The organism is Streptomyces sp. HUAS TT7 (assembly GCF_051550175.1).
In the GTDB taxonomy this organism is placed as follows: Bacteria; Actinomycetota; Actinomycetes; order Streptomycetales; family Streptomycetaceae; genus Streptomyces.
Genome location: NZ_CP196175.1, coordinates 8,438,168 through 8,455,469 on the forward strand (window position 1 = coordinate 8,438,168; position 17,302 = coordinate 8,455,469).

General features: G+C 71.7%; 15 protein-coding genes and 1 pseudogene. 1 reads left to right on the plus strand and 15 read right to left on the minus strand.

Features of this window, described 5'->3' with window-relative positions; genetic code table 11:
* Positions 1-23: 23 nt before the first annotated feature.
* Positions 24-146: pseudogene (locus ACSHXC_RS38340) on the minus strand (methyltransferase domain-containing protein); the annotation flags it as partial.
* A gap of 250 nt (positions 147-396) precedes the next feature.
* Between ACSHXC_RS38340 and ACSHXC_RS38345 the strand changes: the two are divergent.
* Positions 397-2,106 (plus strand): GAF domain-containing protein, encoded by a 1,710-nt coding sequence (locus tag ACSHXC_RS38345; RefSeq protein ID WP_438295942.1) that lies wholly within the window; start codon positions 397-399, stop codon positions 2,104-2,106.
* A gap of 8 nt (positions 2,107-2,114) precedes the next feature.
* On the opposite strand, the gene ACSHXC_RS38350 is transcribed toward ACSHXC_RS38345, so the two are convergent.
* From ACSHXC_RS38350 to ACSHXC_RS38415, 14 genes are all read right to left on the minus strand, one after another.
* The gene (locus tag ACSHXC_RS38350; protein WP_438295943.1) at positions 2,115-2,810 is read right to left on the minus strand and encodes a response regulator; all 696 of its coding nucleotides are present in this window, start codon (positions 2,808-2,810) and stop codon (positions 2,115-2,117) included.
* Between the two features lie 70 nt (positions 2,811-2,880).
* Positions 2,881-3,564, minus strand: a complete 684-nt coding sequence (locus tag ACSHXC_RS38355; RefSeq protein WP_438295944.1) for a CBS domain-containing protein — start codon at positions 3,562-3,564, stop codon at positions 2,881-2,883.
* A gap of 11 nt (positions 3,565-3,575) precedes the next feature.
* Positions 3,576-4,043: a cyclic nucleotide-binding domain-containing protein gene (locus ACSHXC_RS38360; protein ID WP_386005604.1), complete on the minus strand. Its 468-nt coding sequence runs from the start codon at positions 4,041-4,043 to the stop codon at positions 3,576-3,578.
* A gap of 148 nt (positions 4,044-4,191) precedes the next feature.
* The gene (locus tag ACSHXC_RS38365; protein WP_438295945.1) at positions 4,192-5,121 is read right to left on the minus strand and encodes a universal stress protein; all 930 of its coding nucleotides are present in this window, start codon (positions 5,119-5,121) and stop codon (positions 4,192-4,194) included.
* A 155-nt stretch (positions 5,122-5,276) separates the two neighbouring features.
* Positions 5,277-5,972 carry a response regulator gene (locus ACSHXC_RS38370; RefSeq protein WP_438295946.1) on the minus strand — a complete coding sequence of 232 codons (696 nt, stop codon included), beginning with the start codon at positions 5,970-5,972 and terminating at the stop codon, positions 5,277-5,279.
* A 417-nt stretch (positions 5,973-6,389) separates the two neighbouring features.
* A complete protein-coding gene (gene ppk2, locus ACSHXC_RS38375; RefSeq protein ID WP_438295947.1) occupies positions 6,390-7,235 on the minus strand; it encodes a polyphosphate kinase 2 in 846 nt (281 codons plus the stop codon).
* Positions 7,236-7,980: 745 nt separating this feature from the next.
* Entirely contained in the window at positions 7,981-9,168 is a 1,188-nt protein-coding gene (locus ACSHXC_RS38380; RefSeq protein ID WP_438295948.1) for a cytochrome P450 family protein, read from the minus strand.
* Positions 9,165-10,355: an MAB_1171c family putative transporter gene (locus ACSHXC_RS38385; protein ID WP_438295949.1), complete on the minus strand. Its 1,191-nt coding sequence runs from the start codon at positions 10,353-10,355 to the stop codon at positions 9,165-9,167. The genes ACSHXC_RS38380 and ACSHXC_RS38385 overlap by 4 nt, the downstream gene beginning before the upstream one ends.
* Positions 10,352-10,879 carry a regulator component gene (locus ACSHXC_RS38390; protein ID WP_438295950.1) on the minus strand — a complete coding sequence of 176 codons (528 nt, stop codon included), beginning with the start codon at positions 10,877-10,879 and terminating at the stop codon, positions 10,352-10,354. The genes ACSHXC_RS38385 and ACSHXC_RS38390 overlap by 4 nt, the downstream gene beginning before the upstream one ends.
* A 166-nt stretch (positions 10,880-11,045) precedes the next feature.
* Complete coding sequence (locus tag ACSHXC_RS38395) at positions 11,046-11,501, minus strand: helix-turn-helix domain-containing protein (RefSeq protein ID WP_438295951.1); 456 nt, start codon at positions 11,499-11,501, stop codon at positions 11,046-11,048.
* Between the two features lie 304 nt (positions 11,502-11,805).
* The gene (locus ACSHXC_RS38400) at positions 11,806-13,062 is read right to left on the minus strand and encodes an MFS transporter (protein ID WP_438295952.1); all 1,257 of its coding nucleotides are present in this window, start codon (positions 13,060-13,062) and stop codon (positions 11,806-11,808) included.
* Positions 13,063-13,182: 120 nt separating this feature from the next.
* Complete coding sequence (locus ACSHXC_RS38405) at positions 13,183-13,944, minus strand: SDR family NAD(P)-dependent oxidoreductase (RefSeq protein WP_438295953.1); 762 nt, start codon at positions 13,942-13,944, stop codon at positions 13,183-13,185.
* Between the two features lie 146 nt (positions 13,945-14,090).
* Complete coding sequence (locus ACSHXC_RS38410) at positions 14,091-15,338, minus strand: aminotransferase class I/II-fold pyridoxal phosphate-dependent enzyme (protein WP_438295954.1); 1,248 nt, start codon at positions 15,336-15,338, stop codon at positions 14,091-14,093.
* Complete coding sequence (locus tag ACSHXC_RS38415; protein ID WP_438295955.1) at positions 15,335-17,296, minus strand: condensation domain-containing protein; 1,962 nt, start codon at positions 17,294-17,296, stop codon at positions 15,335-15,337. Before ACSHXC_RS38415 ends, ACSHXC_RS38410 begins: the two co-directional genes overlap by 4 nt.
* Positions 17,297-17,302: the final 6 nt, after the last annotated feature.

A 17,302-nucleotide genomic window follows, 5' to 3' on the forward strand; every position in this document is an offset into this window, starting at 1 on the left:
ACTCGGGCAGGACGGCGTTCTCGCGCGATGGCGTGGCGGCCGCCCGGCACCAGCACGCGGTGCATCTCGGCGAAGACGGCGGGCTTGTCGGTGGACAGGTTGACGACGCAGTTGGAGATGACGACGTCGATGGCGCCGGCGGGCAGCACGAGGAGGGCGGGACGTCTTCCATCGGCTCGCGGCGTACGGCGGGTTGCCCGGGGCGGCCGGATCGGCGGCATGCGGGCGAACTCTGCCCAGAACGGCGCGGACAGCGCCGTCCGGCGCAGCCGGGATGGACTCGCGGCGCTCGGCCAGTACCGGCCGTAGTGCCGCGATCGCTGAGCAGGGCCGGTATCCCCTCGCTACGGTGGAAGGGGACCGCTGCCCTTCCGGCGGATGCGTGCGGAGGCGCTGATGACTGGGGACAGGGAACGGGAGCCCGGGCGGCTGCCGCGGCTGCGACTGGACGAGCTGCTCGAAGAGCTGCAGGCCAGGGTCGCCGCCGTGAAAGGGACCCGGGACCGCCTGCACACCCTGCTGGAGGCGGTGCTTTCCGTGGGGAGGGAATTGGACCTGCCCCAGGTCTTGCGACGCGTCGTCGAGACGGCCGTGGTGCTGGTGGACGCCGAGTACGGGGCGCTCGGGGTCATCGGGCAGGAGAAGAAACTCGCCGAGTTCCTGCCGGTGGGGATCGCCGACGAGCTGCGGGCCCAGATCGGTGACCTCCCTTCGGGGCACGGCCTGTTGGGCGAGCTGATCCGGCACCCGGAGGCGCTGCGCCTGGCGGAGCTCTCGGAGCACCCGGCCTCCTCCGGCTTCCCGCCCCACCATCCGCCGATGCACTCCTTCCTCGGGGTTCCCATCCGGGTGCGGGGCGAGGTCTTCGGAAACCTGTATCTGACCGAGAAGCGCGGAGGCGTCCAGTTCGACGAGGAGGACGAATCCGTCCTCACCACGCTCGCGGTGGCGGCCGGGGTGGCCATCGAGAACGCCCGGCTGTACGAGGAGACGCGGCTGCGCGAGGTGTGGCTGGAAGCGAGCGCGGAATTCACCGGCGGCCTGCTCTCCGGGATGCCGGAGGCCCGGGTCCTGGAGGCCATGGTGGAGCGGGCCCGGCAGATCACCTCGGCGGACCTCGGCGTCGTCGATCTGGTGGTGGAGGGTGTGGCCGAGCTGAGTGGCGTACTCGCGCTGGGGGTCGGGGCCGAGGCCCATCGCGGGCGCGCTGTGCCCACGGAGGGCACCCTCGCGGGCGCGGCGCTGTGCCGTTCCGGTCTGGTGGTGTCCTGCGACGTGGCGAACGATCCGCAGATCACCTTCGAGCCCGAGCGGTGGAAGGGGCTGGGGCCGGCGGTCGCCGTGCCGATGGGTGTCAGGGGCGTGCTGGTGCTGGCCCGGGTGGAGGGGCGGGCGCCGTTCAGCGACGCGGAGACGACACCGCTGTCCGGATTCGCCGGGCAGGCGGCACTCGCCCTGGAGCTCGCCGACCGGCGGCGCGACGCCGAGCAGGTGAGCCTCCTGGAGGACCGCGACCGCATCGCGCGGGACCTGCACGACCTGGCCATCCAGCGGCTCTTCGCGACAGGGATGACGCTGCAGAGCGCCCAGCGTTTCGTCGAGCATCCGCAGGCCGTCGAGCGCCTGCGGCGGGCCGTGGACGACCTGGACGAGACCATCAAGATCATTCGGTCGAGCATCTTCGGACTCCGCGCCCACGAGGCGGGCGAGCCCGGTTCCGGGCTGCGCGTGCGGGCGGCGCGCGCAGTGGAGGAGGCTGTGCCGGCGCTCGGGTTCACCCCGTCGCTGCGCATGGAAGGGCTGCTCGACACGGACGTACCCCGCGCTGTGGCGGACGAGGCGCTGGCCGTCCTGGTGGAGGCGCTCTCGAACGTCGCCCGTCACGCTCAGGCGACGCGCGCCGATGTCGCCCTGACCGTCCGGCGCGGCACGCTCACCGTGACGGTGGGCGACAACGGGGTGGGCTGCGAAGGGGGCGGGCGCCGCAGCGGCCTCGGCAATCTGGAGGAGCGGGCCCTGCGGCTCAAGGGGGAGCTGACCGTCGGAACGGGTACCGAGGGCGGCACCCGGCTGGAGTGGTGTGTTCCGCTGAGTGGGCTGTCCTGACCGTGCGGTCAGTCCCCTTCACGCGGCTCCGGACGGACCTGGACCGCCAGCACCGCCGCCTGGATACGACGCTCCACGCCGAGCTTCGCGAGCAGCCGCGAGATGTGGTTCTTCACCGTCTTCTCCGAGAGGTACAGCTCCTTGCCGATCTGCCGGTTGGTCCTGCCCTCGCCGATCAGCGCGAGGATCTCGACCTCGCGCGGGGTGAGATGGGCCAGCGCGCCCTCTTCCTGCGACGTCTCCGGCGCGTGGTCGTGGCGCAGGCTGCCCATCAGCCGGGCGGTCGTCGCCGGGTCGAGCATCGACTGGCCCGAGGCCACGGTCCGTACGGCCGTGAGCAGATCGGTTCCCTTGATCTGCTTGAGCACGTAACCCGCTGCTCCGGCCATGATCGCGTCGAGGAGCGCATCGTCGTCGTCGAACGAGGTCAGCATCAGGCACGCCAGGCCGGGCAGGCGCGTGCGCAGTTCACGGCACACGCTGATGCCGTCGCTGTCCGGGAGCCGGACATCCAGGATGGCGACGTCCGGCCGCAGCGCCGGGACCCTGGCCAGGGCGTGGTCCGCGGTCGCGGCCTCGCCGACCACCACGATGTCGGGCTCGGCGTCCAGGAGGTCGTGCAGACCTCGCCGTACGACCTCGTGGTCGTCCAGCAGGAACACCTTGATCGGTGATTCCTCCGAGAAGGACGGTGTCTCGGTCATGGCTGCCCCTCAGGCACTGTGCGAAGCGGCCCCTGTGGCCCCGGCGGCCTGTTGCCGGTGCCCGGCCGTCTCAATCGTCCGCCCCCGGGAAGATCCCCGCCGAAGCGTCGCGAGGGCCGTTCAGCGTCGACTCGATCCGCACCACGCCCGGTACGGCCTGGATCAGGCGTATCGCGACCGGTACCAGCCTGGGGTCGTTCAGCGTCCCGCTCAGTGCCACGACCCCCTGGCGGACCCGGACGTGCACGTCGCCGCCGGACACCGCGGCCAGCCGTTGCAACACGCCCGTACGGATCTCGGCGGCGAGGTCCTCGTCGGTCCGCAGGAACACCTTCAGCAGATCCGAGCGGCTGACCACGCCGCACACCCGCCCCTCGGCGTCCACGACCGGCAGGCGCTTCACCTTCTCGACCGCCATGATCCGGGCCGCCTGGGGCAGCGTCATGTCCTCGTGGACCGTGATCGCCGGGCTGGTCATCAGGTCCTCGGCGGTCGACGCTCCGGCCTTGGCGAGATCCACCGGGCGGCGCACCCGCCCGGAATCCTTCGAGGCCAGGCCGCGGAACTCCTCCTTCAGGAGCAGATCCGCCTCGGACACGACGCCCACGACCCGGCGCTCGGAATCGAGCACCGGCACGGCGCTGACCCGCCACCGCGCCAGCGCCTCGGCGATCTCCTTGAACGGCGCGTCGCGCACCACGGCGACCACCGGGCGGGACATCACATCACTCACGAAGTACGGCGACTCGTTCACGGCACATCCCCTCAGGGCAGCGGCAGCGTATTGCCGCTGCCGTAAGGACCGTACAGATCGAGCAGGCGGACCCTGGCGGCGCGCAGCCGGTGGCCCACGACTTCCGCGACACCGCGTGCGAGGGCCTGTCCCAGCACGGGGTCCTCGTCGCACAGGGCGCGCACCGCGACGGCGTCGAACTCCAGGGCGTGGACCTCGGTGGCCGCCGTGGCCCCCAGCTGCCAGGTGTACGGCGGGAACAGCCACGACCAGCCCACCAGATTGCCGGGGACGAGCGATTCGACCACCGGGGCCTTGCGGCCCGGCACGTGGACGTCCAGCTCGACGCGCCCGTTCTGCACGACCCAGAACCGGTCGGCGTGGCTGCCCTCCGAGAAGATGCGGGTGCCGGCCGGGAAGGTGACCTCGCGGGAGAGGGCGAGCAGTCGTTCACGAGCCTCCGGCGGCATGGCGTCCAGGAGCTGTCTGGTCCCTTTCATGAGTGTCTCCGTCCCCGAGGCCACGCGTTGTCGCGGGACGGCCTCGTCGTTGCGATCTCAGCCTGCGCTCCTACCTTGTGGCACGGCAGGGCCGAGTGGCCCCGGCGGTGGGCCGAACGGCCTCGTGGACCCCCGCGCACGCAGCCGCTCAGCCGTACGGGACGACCGCGACCGGCGCCGAGGAGTGGTGGAGCACGGCGTGGGCCACCGGACCGATGTGTGGTCCGACGGGCGCACGTCGGTGCCTGCGGCCGACGACGACCAGGGACGCGTCGCGCGATGCGTCGATCATGCAGGGGCCCGCCCCGCCCATCGACGTCTGTTCGATCACCTCGACAGCCGGGAACTTCTCGCGCCAGGGACGCAGCGCGTCGCCGAGCGCGTTGCGCACCTGCCCACCCAGTTCGGAGGCGAGCGTGGGGTCGAGCGCCCCGCCGTAGCCGTAGAAGTAGGGCGGCAGCGTCCAGGTGTGGACCACCCGCAGGGCTGCTCCGCGGCGTGCCGCGGCCTCGAAGGCGAACTCGGTCACGGCGTCGACCGGATGCTCCAGATCCAGCCCGACCACCACGTCACGGAACGGTGAGGCGGCGGAAGGGAGCCCGGCGGCGTCCGGCGGACGGTGCTCGTCCTCGGCGCGTTCCCCGGCCCGCACGAGAACCACCGGACACTCGGTGCTCGCCACGACCGCGAGTCCCACCGAACCGACGAGGAAGCCGGTGAAGCCGCTCAGCCCCCGCGATCCAAGGACCAGCAGGTCGCTCTCCCTGGACGCGGCTAGCAGGGCGGGGACGGGCGGCTCCGAGATCCGGTCGGTGGTGATCCGCAGCCCGGGGTGGCGGGCCGACAGGTCGGCCTCGGCCTTGCGCGGGACGGACTCGGCCCACAGGCGCTGCTCCTCGGCCACGGGCTCGGGGGCGGAGACTCCCGCCATCGGCGTGTAGCTGTAGGGCGGCTGCCACACCCAGGCGTGCACGAGCCGCAGCGGCACCGCACGCAGCAGGGCCTCACGTGCTGCCCAGTCGGCGGCGGCGAGGCTCTCCGGGGAGCCGTCCAGACCAACGGTCACGGTGCGTGTCATCAGCGGGCCTCCTTCATGGGATGGCACTCACGGGATGTCACTCCAGTCCTGCGTGCCGGAGGACAGTCTTGTGCGGCGCCGGACCCGGCGGCAGGGGCCGCCCGGTCCCTGCCGGGGGGCCGTTGGGTCCGAGATGCCGCGCCACCGCGGTCGAGTCAGCGGTTCTCCTCCGGTGGCTGGTGGACCTGGGCCACGAGCACCGCGGCCTGGATGCGCCGTTCCACCCCCAGTTTGGCGAGGAGCCGGGAGATGTGGTTCTTGACGGTCTTCTCCGAGAGGTAGAGCCGCTTGCCGATCTGGCGGTTGGTGAGACCGTCCCCGATCAGGTCGAGGATCTGCCGTTCGCGCTCCGAGAGGCCGGCCAGGCGCGGGTCCTCGGCCGCGGTCTCGTCCTGCGCCGGGCCGCGCAGGCTGCTCATCAGCCGGGCGGTGGTGGCCGGGTCGAGCATCGACTGGCCCGAGGCCACGGTGCGGACCGCCTCGATGAGATCCGAGCCCTTGATCTGCTTGAGGACGTATCCCGCGGCCCCGGCCATGATCGCGTCCAGCAGAGCGTCGTCGTCGTCGAACGACGTCAGCATGAGGCAGACGAGGCCCGGCATGGCGGACCGCAGTTCACGGCAGACGGTGATGCCGTCGCCGTCCGGCAGCCGGATGTCGAGGATCGCCACGTCCGGGCGGAGCGCCGGGCCACGGGCGAGCGCGTGCTCACACGTGCTCGCCTCGCCGACCACCTGGAGGTCGGGTTCGGCGTCCAGCAGGTCGTGCACTCCACGCCGGACCACCTCGTGGTCGTCGAGAAGGTAGACCCGGATCGGGCGTCGTGCAGAGAACGCGGGTGTTTCGGGCACGTGGCAGTCCCCCCTGGCGACTGGTCGTCCTGGTGTGAAAGCCCCATGGTGCTGTCGACGGACGGCCGGGCGACAGGGGCCGAACGGCCCACACCTCCTCAACGCTCGGAAAATACGGGGGAGTTGCTCGCCCAGAGGCATGTCCACCGCTCGGTGCGCACCGGCCAGGATCCGCAGGAGGACCCGTCCCGTGGGCCCGCCGGTGCCCTCTCCGATCCGGACTGCTTCCGCGCCTTCGGGCAGCGAGCGCAGGGTCGCAAGTGCCTCTCCGGCGACCTGGGGCGCCACGAAGGCCACTACGCCTGCGATCCGCGCGCACGGCACCGACCTGCCCGAGGTCGCCGACTGGAGCTGGACGGACTGACGGCGGCAGGTACAACTACCGCACCTGGCGGTCCTGTTGGCCCCGGGCGCCCCTCAGCCCCGGGCGAGCGTCGCCGAGTGGTCGGGCACGTACGACTGGAGATCCCTCGGCGGGCGCTCGTAGCCGGTGGTGGGCGGGCGCTCGGGGAGGGTGAGTTCCGGCGGTGCCACATCGCGGTACGGCACGGTCGACAGCAGATGGGCGATCATGTTGAGTCTGGCCCGGCGTTTGTCGTCGCTGTCGACGACGTGCCAGCGCGCCTCGGCGATGTCCGTGTGGACGAACATCTCGTCCTTGGCCCGCGAATAGGCCTCCCACCGGGTGATGGATTCGAGATCCATCGCGGACAGCTTCCAGCGCCGCGTGGGATCGTCGAGGCGGCGCCGGAACCGCTGTTCCTGCACGGCGTCGCTCACCGAGAACCAGTACTTGCGGAGCATGACGCCGTCCTCGACCAGCATGCGCTCGAAAACGGGGCACTGCCGCAGGAAGCGCTGGTACTCCTGCTGGGTGCAGAATCCCATCACATGCTCGACACCGGCCCGGTTGTACCAGCTCCGGTCGAACAGCACGATCTCCCCGGCAGCGGGGAGGCGCTCGCAGTAGCGCTGGAAGTACCACTGGGTGCGCTCGCGCTCCGTGGGGCGCGGCAGGGCCACGATCCGCGCCACCCTCGGATTGAGGTGCTCCGCGACCCGTTTGATCGTGCTGCCCTTGCCTGCCGCGTCCCGCCCTTCGAAGACCACGACGAGGCGGGCGCCTTCGAGCCGGACCCACTCCTGCAGCTTGACCAGCTCGATCTGGAGCCGGAAGAGCTCACGCTCGTACACCGCCCGACGCAGCGTGCTCACCTCGGCGAGAGGATGAGCATTCGGCGTCCTGTTCCTGCCACCCGCCATCGCCCGAACCTCCCGCGGACCGTCCCCGGAGAACCCGTCCTGCTCCGGTACCGGGAAGAGCGTCCCGCCCCGGCCCGGGGTGCGCCAGTGCAGGGGCCCTTGAACAGGGCTATTCGGCCCCCTTCTCGTACCCCGGGAAGTCCCTCGGTGGCCATCGGTACCCCGGCCAGTGTGGGGACAAGGGAGGCCAGGGCGCTCCACCTCGGCTGCGGGCGGCACTGTTCAACCTGCGGGTCGCCGTCGCCCACCGCGGCAGGTATCCCCCGGGCCGACCTCCTGCCCGACCCGTCGCGGCCCGACCTGCTCGCGACCGTACGGCCGACGGACCGAGCCGCACCGGCGGACCACATCGTGTGAACGGGCCCGGCTCCACGCCCAGGCGGGGCCGAACGGCCCGAACCAGGGTCCCAACGGCCCCTCCGCGCAAGGCGCTTGGCGTCGGATGCTGGATATCGAGAGGGACGGACCGCCCTCCCGAGCGGGTGTCCCGCCGGATCCTCTCGGCCGGAGGGCTTCCCCCGAAAAGCCCTCCGGGGTCCTTGCGGCGCGGCATATAGGGGAGCGGCCGCCGCAAGGACCCATCGGCCGGACCGCGACTGCCTCGCATCGCGCGTGACTCCCTCGCGAAGCGGCGGCCAGGGCCGACTCGGCCCGGCCCGTCGAATCCCCGGCTGCCCAGCACCAGCAGTTCCGCCTGCTCAGCCGCGGCGACCAAGGCGCGGGGCGGGTGTCGTGGGCAGGTGGGTCAGAGGGTCAGGGGGAGGGCGGCCAGGCCGCGGGTGAGGCGGGTTCGGCGCCAGGTCAGGGATTCCGCGGGGATGGCCAGGCGGATGTCCGGGAAACGCGTCAGCAGGGTGCGCAGCGCGATTTCTGCCTCGGCGCGGGCCAGGGGGGCGCCCGGGCAGCGGTGGATGCCGTGGCCGAAGGAGAGGTGGCCGCCGGCGTCGCGGTCGAGGTCGAGGCGGTGCGGGTCGGGGAACGCCGCCGGGTCGCGGTTCGCGGCCCCGGGGGCGATGAGCACCGGGAAGCCCGCCGGAATGTCGACCCCGCCGACGCGCAGGTCCTCCGTGCTGTGACGGAAGGTGGCCACGCTCACCGGGGAGTCGAAGCGGAGCAGCTCGTCCAGGGCGCCGGGGATCAGGTCCGGGTCCCGGTGCAGGCGGTCGAACGCCTCCGGGTGCCGGAGCAGGGCCAGGACGGCGTTGCCGATGAAGTGGGTGGTGGTTTCGTGCCCGGCGACCAGGAGCAGGGCGGCCAGAGAGACGGTCTCGTCCCGGTCGAGGCCGCCCTCGTCGCAGTCGCGCAGGAGGGAGTGGAGCGGGCCGTCACCGGTGGTGGCGCGAGCCGAGTCGACGAGGTGGGTCAGGTAGTCGCCGATCCGGTGCGACGCGGCGTCGATACGGCCGTTGTCGGTCGCGTCGAAGAGGTCGTGGGACCAGCCGGCGAGCGTGTCGCGATCGGATTCCGGCACCCCAAGGAGCTCGCAGACGACGGTGACCGGCAGGGGTACCGCCAGGTCCGCCACCAGGTCCACCTCCGTGCCCGGCCGCCACGCTGTCATGAGGTCGTCGACGACCCGGGTGATGAACGGGCGCAGTTCCCGGACGCGTCCGGTGGTGAACAGGGGCGTCGCCACGCGCCGTTGGCGGGTGTGCGCGGGCGGGTCGCTCGCCAGCATGTTGCGGGAGATCGCCGGGTGCAGGTCGCGGTTCGAGGGCCGGCCGGCGAAGAAGCGGGCCGTGTCCTTGGACAGACGGGGGTCGGTGAAGGCCTCGCGGGCCTCGGGGTGGCCGGTGATCAGGTACGCGTGGTGTCCGCCGGAGCCGGTGGGGATGCGCTGCACCGGGCAGCCTTCGCGCAGCCGGTCGTAGGTGGGGTAGGGGTCGGCGAAGAAGCGCGGGTCGCGCAGGGGGTCCTGCCGCGGGGCGGTCATGAGGCCACCCCCGCGTTTTCGCGTGCCGGGCGGCGCGCATAGGCGTCCGCCACGAGCAGCAGCCACGCGGTCTCCGCCGGGAGGTCGCCCTTGCGGGAGCGGGTTCCGGCGGCGGGCGGGGCCTCGTCGCCGTCGACGGGGAGTCCGGCGCGCTTCGCGTCGACGGCCGCGGCGATGACCGCCGCCTCCACGTCGGCGTCGCCCTCGGGGGTGTCGGCCGTGCCCCGGCGGGCGGCCTCGGCCGCCGCGGCGTCCCGTACCGATGCCTGGCGGTAACGGCGCAGGGCCAGCACGCAGTCGTTGATCTCGATGACCCGGCGGTGGAGGTGGAAGTCGAGGTCGTGGGTGTCGGCCTCGGTGCTGCCTGGGTCGAGTACGACCTCGGGCACCGCCGAGGTGACCTCCCGCCACAGGGGTTCAAGGGCGGCGAACGAGTTCCGTTCCCAGCGACGGCGGCGCAGTTGGCTGAGCGGCCACAACAGGGCGGGGAGGGTGAGTCCGACGGTGATGAGGAGGACGCCGACGGCGGGCGCGGTCACGCTGAACGTGCAGCGGAAGGGGGTCAGCGGGGTCGAGCACCGGGCGTTTTCCGGCACGAGCCCCAGGCCGAGCCCGATGGAGACCAGGGTGAAGAGTTTGTACACGGCGTAGACGAGGGCGAAGCCGCAGCCGACCGAGGTCGTGCGCAGGCCCCAGCGCTGACTGCGTCGGGTCGAGCGCTTGGACTGGGCCCAGGTCTGCAGCAGGAAGTCCTTGGCCGTGTATCCGAGGTAGGAGATGTAGATGAGCACGTAGCACGCGTACAGCACCGGGTTGCGTCCGGTGAGTTGTTCGGCGGCGAAGAACGCGGTCATGCCGGCGACGGAGATCACGAGGGCGATGACGTGCAGTCGGATCTGCCGGTGGGCTCGTTCGCGTTCCAGATTGAGCTGGAAGAGGAAGGCGAGGACCGAGGTGGCCGCCGTCAGGGTGAAGGTGTTGCTGAGGAGCCGGGAGACGTCGGGGACCACCGATTCGACCGCGCGTTCCACGGCGGGGGCGTAGGAGGCGAAGGCGAGGGCGAACGAGGTCAGCAGCGCCGCCATCGCCCAGGTGCCCGTGGGGCGGTGTCTGCCGCGTCCTCGCACCCAGTAGGCGGCGAAGCACAGCAGCACGACGGCCGTGCCCGTGAACACGATGTTGATCATTTCCGGTGGCGATTCTTCCTGTGTGGCTCGGCGAACAGCGCGTCCCAGCTCTCGGCGCCGCTGGCGGGTCGGCTCGGCGGGCTCTCGCGTCCCCGGTACATGAGTTGTCGGATCACGCTGGCCATCACCTCGGCCTCGCGCTCGTCCTCGCTGGTGTAGCTGGTCCGGCCGGACATGCGCCGGACGAGCGTGGGGTTGAACCCGATCGCGCGCAGGGTGTCCTGGTCCAGTTCCAGGCTGCCGGGATGGTCGCAGATGATGTGGCTGATCTCGTGGGCGAGGATGTGGTTCTGGTGGAGGGGGGAGGTGGCCTCCTCGTAGAACAGCAGGTCGGCGTCCGGGGTCTCCAGACGGATGCCGCACGGAGCGTCCATGGCGCCCAGGGTGCTCAGGGGGCGCAGGACGATGGGGCGTCCGCGCTGTTCGGCCACGGCGTCGCGGAGGTCGCGGGTGCTGAAGCGGTGCGGGAGCCGAAGCGCCTCGACGCGCGCCTCACACGTGGCGCGAAGCTGCTCAAGATCCATGTCCTCACTCTGGTGACGCCGGTCGGGGCTGGCCGGGGAGCACCTGCCCCCGGAAGCCCGGTACGCGCGTATGCGCGCCCCATGCTGACATGATCACTGCTCCGCTTCGAGGGCGGGGTGCCGTGTCGGGGCGCGGGTGCCGCGTGATCGCCGTCCGGTGCGCGGGTCAGTCGTCCAAGTCGAGGTCCTGCGCGGGGTCTTCGGTGGTGAGCCCTTCGAGTTTCCGGGCCTGTTCGATCACTGTGGACAGCATCCTCAGGCTGTCGACGCTCAGGCCGTTGGCGCGCAGGGCCACCTTGCGGACGTCCCTGTCGCGCATGGCGGCGAGCAGGTCGATCTCCGCCTTGGTGCGTTCGGCCGCCGCGCTGTCGACGAAGTAGCCCGCCGGTACGCCGAAGAAGTCGGCCAGGGCCTTGATGGTGTGGCGCGTCGGGTTCCGCTTGGCACCGGTGCGCAGTTGCTGGATGGCGCTCGCCGTCACTCCGCGCCCCTCTCCCGTCGAGGCCTTGCGGATTCCCTCGGCGACCTCCGCGTAGGTGTAGGGCCCCCGGGAAGGGGGGTGCACCTCGCGGAAGAGGTGGTCCAGGAGCTGGGCGAAGGTGGGCGACTGGTCATCCTCCACGTACACGACCTCCTTGGTGTGATGCCGAGTCTTTGCCCACCACAGTGTGTCTCGAAGCCCCTAAGGCTGGCCCCGGCAACACTTTGGTTGACGCCGGACGCTTACTCTGGTGTACGTTACCAACGCTTCGTCACCACTGAAGTGTCGAGGGGGGGAGTGGTGGCGGTGCACGCCGGGTCGAGGTCGAGCTGCACGGGGGTGAGCTCGGCCTCCGGCCCGGAGCGCAGTGGCCGCCGCGCCGGACGGGTTCACCCCGGCCGGCGCGCGGCTACGCGGGGGAGGCGCGGGGCCGCGTGCCGCACGGTCAGCGCAAGGAGCGGATCGCCGGGCTCGCGGCGACCAGGCCGGCGCAGGCCAGGACGGCGCTGCCACAGACCAGGAACAGCGTCGTCGTGCCGTACGGGAGCAGCACGCCGGCGACTACGTAGGAGAACGGGTCGAACGCCACCGTGGCCAGAACGACAAGGCTGAGCACGCGGCCGAGGAGTTGCTCCGGCACTCGCTCCTGCAGAGTGGCCACGACGACCACTCCGAGGAACCCGGACCCGAGGCCGATGAGCGAGACCACCGCCGTCGCGGCGACGACATGGGTGACGGCGGCGAGCCCGGCCATGCCTGCGCCGATCGCCGCGACCCCGCCGGCCACGGTCCAGCCGCGCCGGGCGGGCGGCCGCCACCCGGCCGTGAGCGAGCCGGCCAGTGACCCGGCACCGAAGCCGGAGAGCACGACGCCCAGGGATCCCGCGCCGCCGAGGCGTTGATCGGCGAGCACCGCGCCGCCCACGAGCACGGGGCCCACGACCGCAATGTTGATCAGGCCGATGGCCGCCAGCATCCCTCGCACCAATGGTTGACGCCAGGCGTATCGCAGGCCCGCGCCGAGGGCACGTACGCTGCTGAACCGCTCCTCGTCGTTGGCGTCCGGACCCGCGCCGTCCCGGGCACCTTCGCCGCGTCGGACCACGCGGATGAGCGTGCTCAGAGCGAGGGCGGCCAACGCGGCCACCGCCGTGATCCCACCGAGCGTCGCATCGAAGCCGACCGCGGCGATGACTCCGGCGGCCACCGCCGGGCCGACCAGATCGCCCCCCGACTCCACGCCCTGCACCAGCGCGTTGACCTGCGGGAGTTTCTCGGTCGGCACGACGGCGGGCAGCAGTGCCAGGGCCGCCGGGAAGTATGCGGCGTCGGCGGCGCCGAGCAGCCCGGCGAGCAGCGCGACCGCCGTCACCGATGGCGAGGTGAAGGTGACCAGGGCGCCGAGGGCGAGCAGGACGGCGGCCCGGAGCCAGGCGGCGCCGGCCACGACCCGGGCGGCGCCGAGGCGGTCGACCAGCACTCCCGCGGGAAGCAGGAGTGCCGCCCGCGGCAGCGCCACGGCCACCAGGACGAACCCTGTGGCCATCCCGGGTCCCGACAGGTCAAGTACGAAGAGGGTGAGCCAGATCAGGAACAGGGCATCCACCACGGCCGCCAGCCCTTGGCCCACGACGAGGCGGCGCAGGTGCGGATGGCCGAGCGGTTCGCGCGGAAGAGAAGGGGCGGTCGGCTCCGTCGTCATGGCCGGCTCCCCGGGCCGTCACCCGCAATGTGGTGGCGCCCGGTTGCGCCGAGACGGACCTGACCGCATCGCGCACTGGTCAACAACATGAACCCGTCCGCTCGCAGAGTCTGCGTGTCTCTATGCGATGTGCGTGCCCCCATCGACCACCAGGGTGGTTCCGGTGACGTAGGACGCCGCGTCGGAGACGAGGAAGACCAGAGCCGCAGCGAGTTCCTCGGGCTGCCCGATGCGGCCCGAGAGCACCCGCGGCATCATCGCCTCGACGTAGCCCTCGGCGTAACCGTCGGTCATCGCCGAGGTGAAGAGGCCCGGCGCGAGGGCATTCACGCGGATGCCCTTGCCGGGGGTCCACTGCTGGGCGAGATCGCGGGTGAGCCCGAGGACCCCGGCCTTCGACGCCGAGTAGGCGGCCTGCGGCAGACCGCCCGTGACCAGCGCGAGGATGCTCGACACATTGACGATGGCACTGCCGGGCGCCATCACCGCGCCCGCTGCCTGAGCCATCCAGTAGGAGCCGTTGAGATTGATGTCGACGACCTCGCGGAACTGCTCCGGTGTCTCCGCCGTCGCGGGGTGTTCGCTGCTGATCCCGGCATTGTTGACGAGAATGTCCACCCGCCCGAATGCACGCACAGCCGCGTCGACCAGCGCGCGGCAGTCCTCCGGCTCGGCGACGTCGGTACGCACGGCGACGGCCCGGCGGCCGAGCTTCTCGACGGCCGTGCGCACCGCCTCCAGCCTCTCGACGCGCCGCGCCCCGAGCACGACATCGGCGCCGGCCTCGGCCAGCGCGGTGGCGAAGGCGATGCCGAGGCCGGAGGAGGCGCCGGTGACGACGGCAACGCGACCGTCGAGCCGGAAGCGATCGAGGACGCTCATGGCCGCCTGACCCTCGGTCACCGGTGGTCGGCGATGTCGACTCCGGCGGCCTCTTCGGGCATCTCGGCCCTGGCCCTGAGAACGGCGGTGTTGTTCACCTCGGGTTTCTCCTTCATCGGTCGGGGTGGCGCATTTCGGTACGGAGGTCAGAGCCCGAGGCGCCGTCGGTAGGTGAGCAGGGTGCGCAGGAAACCCTCCATCTGCTCCTCGGTGTGGCCCGCGTGCGGGAACAGGCGCAGCAGGGCCTGGTTACGTGCGACGGCCGGGTAGGAGAAGACGGGCACGAGGTAGCCGTCATCGACGAACCACTCCCGCATCTGCAGGGCGGCGGCGTCGTTTCCGATCGGTACCGAGAGCATGTAGGAATCGGTGGGCGTCGTCGGCGTGTTGACCTCGTGCATCTGTCGGCGAAGGCGGGCGGCATGCGCCAAGTAGTCGTCGACGATCCCCGGATTGCCGGCGAGGGCGTCGATCGTGCGCGTGGCGGCGTAAGCGGTGGGCGGCTGGATGGCGGCCGTGAACATCGAGGTGCCGGAGAGCAGTTCGAAGGCGTCGATGGCCTCCGCAGGACCGGCGATCGCGCCGCCTTCCAGACCGATGGCTTTCGAAAGGGACACCATGACGAAGTCCGCCCGGTCCCGGATGGCAGCCGCCTCGCGGGCGTACGGGCGGTTCTCGGGCCCGTACACCATGAAGCCGTTCGCGTCGTCGATCATGCTGACGGCGCCGTGCCGGTCGCACTCGTCGAGGATCTCCACGATCGGCCCCATGGTGCCGTCGGCCGAATAGATGCTCTCGGCGATCACCACGGTCTTGCGGGTCCGGACCCGGTTCAGGACGCGTGCCAGGTCGCAGACGTCGTTGTGCCGGAACGCGTGGACCTTGCGGCCGTAGCCAAGTCCCTCCAGGCCCTTCCAGATACTCCAGTGGACGTCACGGTCGACGACGAAAACAGTGTCGTGATTACGCACCTCGATCCCGGCGTCGAAGTGCGCGGAACTGCTCATGGCGTGGACGAACCCGATGTTGGCCAACAGCCCCGTGGCGAAGCTGATGGCCCGCTCCTTGCCGGTGTGGCGGGCGATCGTCTCCTCAAGGACCTGGTGCGGGCGGCAGATCCCCTGGGTCATCCGGGACCCACTGGTGCTCAGGCCGTGGGCGAGCGCCCCCTCGGCGAAATAGCGCCGTACCGGGACGTGGCGCTCCAGATCGAGGAAGCTGATGCTGGCGAAGTTCACCAGCTCGCGGCCGTTGCGGACGATGGTCGGCCCGACGGGACCGTCCACCACGGGCGGGCGGTAGGCCGTCTCGTGGGTGTTCGCCTCGACGAAAGCACCGAAGGCCCACGGGGCCAGACGGTCCACGGACTGTGCGGGGGCGTGGGACGCGGTCATGGTGAGGTTTCTCCTCCACGAGGGGCGCGGGGCGGTAGGGGCTCCAGGGCTGCGGCAAGGTGACCGAGCGAGGCCGTTCCCGCCAGCTCGTCCGACGCGATCCCGGTGAACCCGGACAGGTCGAGCAGCGCCAGTAGCCGAGGGACGGCGACCAGGGTGACTCCGTGGTCGGCGAGGCAACCGTTCATGTCCACTGCGGCAAGGCCGTTGAAGGAGCCGGAGCCGGGTCCGACAGCGACGACGGCGGCGGCCAGAGCCCGTTCGGCATCCGTCGCGGGCGCGCGCGAGGGGACCCGGGGGGTGCTTGTGCCCCCGATGGCGGTGGGGGAATCGCTGGCGGAGCGGCCGGATTCGAGGCCGGCCGGGGACAGGACGTATCGCCGCGGTGCCACGAGGCCGGGCACTTCGCCGAGGTGGTCCAGGACGTGGCCGTGCAGGTCGTCGGAGGTGACATCCGGGGCGACGCGGGCATGCACGACGAGGTGCGGTTCGTCGCCTTCCCCCGCCGAGTCCCCGCTGGGCGTCACCGTCACGTCGAGCACTCCGGGATGGCCGCGCAACACGTCTTCGACGTCGGTCAGGCACACCCATCCCTGCGGGGCGCGCCACCACCCGGCGGCGGCCGGTGTCAGCGCGTGCGCCGGAACCGGGCACTCTGCACCTTCGGCGACCGCGCGCAGAAGACCGCACAGACGCACGGGCAACGCCATGGCCTGCTCGGTGTCGAGCAGGTGGTCCCCGACGGTGACATCGAGGGTGAGGACCCCCGCGTCGCGGCTGAGGTCGACGTAGAGCGTGTCGCAGGGCTCATCGGGCGCGCTGCTGATCCAGGTGGCGGGCCCGTCCGGTGGTGTGTTGCAGGCGGGGACCAGGTAGTCGCGCGGCCATGAGTAGCAGTTGTACTCGATGGTGGGTACGGTCACCACGCCGCGGCGGCGGTCCATGCGGGCCTGGGCGGAGACCAGTTCGGCGGGACACCACTGACCGTGCCGGTAGGCCGCGGCGGAGGCGGCGGCGACCGAGGCGACCACCTCGCCGAACGCGGCTCCCGGGCGGAGGCCGATCTGTACCGGAACCGTCAGGGCCCGCACCCCGATGCTGCTGCGCAGAGCGGCCCGGGCCCGGTTGGAGACCACCACCGACGCGAGGAACCGGTGTTCGCCGGTACGGGTGGCGACGTCGTGCGCCAGCGCCGCCAGCATGACGACCTCCGGGCTGACCCGATGACGCCGGGCGACACGGTCGAGGTCGTCGTACGCGCCCACCGAGCGGTGCTGGAGGCGGTGGCGCCCGCCGCCCTTGTCGGTCCCGCCGAACGGGGCCAGCACGCCGGTCGGGTTGCTCGCCAGACGCGTGAGCCACTCGCGCTCCGCCGCGCGGGCGCGTTCCGGGTGCTGGGCGGCGACCATGTCGAGCGGATGCGTGGATGCCTCCGCCGGTGCGGGCCCACCGCGCAGTTGATCGTGGAGTTGGTCGATCAGTACCGCAAGGCCCCATCCGTCGATCACGATGTGATGGGCGGCCATCAGGACCGCACGCGGCTCTCCTCCTTCGAGCAGAATCCGGGCGCGCCAGGGCGGATTTCGTTCGGGATCGATCGGCAGCGCAGCCAGCGCCGCTGTGGCGGCTTCCAGGGTGCCGGCATCGGCGGCGGGGACGTCGAGGCAGTCGACCGGCAGCGGGGCCCAGTCCGCGGGGCGGACGTGTTGGACCGGGCGGAGCGGGTCGACGGTGGTGCGCAGCGCCTCGTGGCGGGCGGTGAGGGACGCGAGCGCCAGGTGGATGTCGGCGACGGTTGCCGGGGGCGGGACATGGCAGTGGTCGGCGAGCGGGGTCGGGTTCACCCGCCGTGGTGCGGGGATGGTGTGCTCGAACCAGTGCCACTCCTGTACCCAGGTCAGCGGCCCGCTGCGGGTGACGGTGGCGGGGCTCGGGACCGGTTCCGGAAGGTGATGCACGGCCGG

Bases quoted from the DNA above. Each gene is read 5' to 3' on its own strand.
- ACSHXC_RS38390 (WP_438295950.1), bottom strand. From the start codon at position 10,879: ATGGATCTTGAGCAGCTTCGCGCCACGTGTGAGGCGCGCGTCGAGGCG.
- ACSHXC_RS38350 (WP_438295943.1), bottom strand. From the start codon at position 2,810: ATGACCGAGACACCGTCCTTCTCGGAGGAATCACCGATCAAGGTGTTC.
- ACSHXC_RS38400 (WP_438295952.1), bottom strand. From the start codon at position 13,062: ATGACGACGGAGCCGACCGCCCCTTCTCTTCCGCGCGAACCGCTCGGC.
- ACSHXC_RS38385 (WP_438295949.1), bottom strand. From the start codon at position 10,355: ATGATCAACATCGTGTTCACGGGCACGGCCGTCGTGCTGCTGTGCTTC.
- ACSHXC_RS38360 (WP_386005604.1), bottom strand. From the start codon at position 4,043: ATGAAAGGGACCAGACAGCTCCTGGACGCCATGCCGCCGGAGGCTCGT.
- ACSHXC_RS38405 (WP_438295953.1), bottom strand. From the start codon at position 13,944: ATGAGCGTCCTCGATCGCTTCCGGCTCGACGGTCGCGTTGCCGTCGTC.
- ppk2 (WP_438295947.1), bottom strand. From the start codon at position 7,235: ATGGCGGGTGGCAGGAACAGGACGCCGAATGCTCATCCTCTCGCCGAG.
- ACSHXC_RS38365 (WP_438295945.1), bottom strand. From the start codon at position 5,121: ATGACACGCACCGTGACCGTTGGTCTGGACGGCTCCCCGGAGAGCCTC.
- ACSHXC_RS38345 (WP_438295942.1), top strand. From the start codon at position 397: ATGACTGGGGACAGGGAACGGGAGCCCGGGCGGCTGCCGCGGCTGCGA.
- ACSHXC_RS38410 (WP_438295954.1), bottom strand. From the start codon at position 15,338: ATGACCGCGTCCCACGCCCCCGCACAGTCCGTGGACCGTCTGGCCCCG.
- ACSHXC_RS38380 (WP_438295948.1), bottom strand. From the start codon at position 9,168: ATGACCGCCCCGCGGCAGGACCCCCTGCGCGACCCGCGCTTCTTCGCC.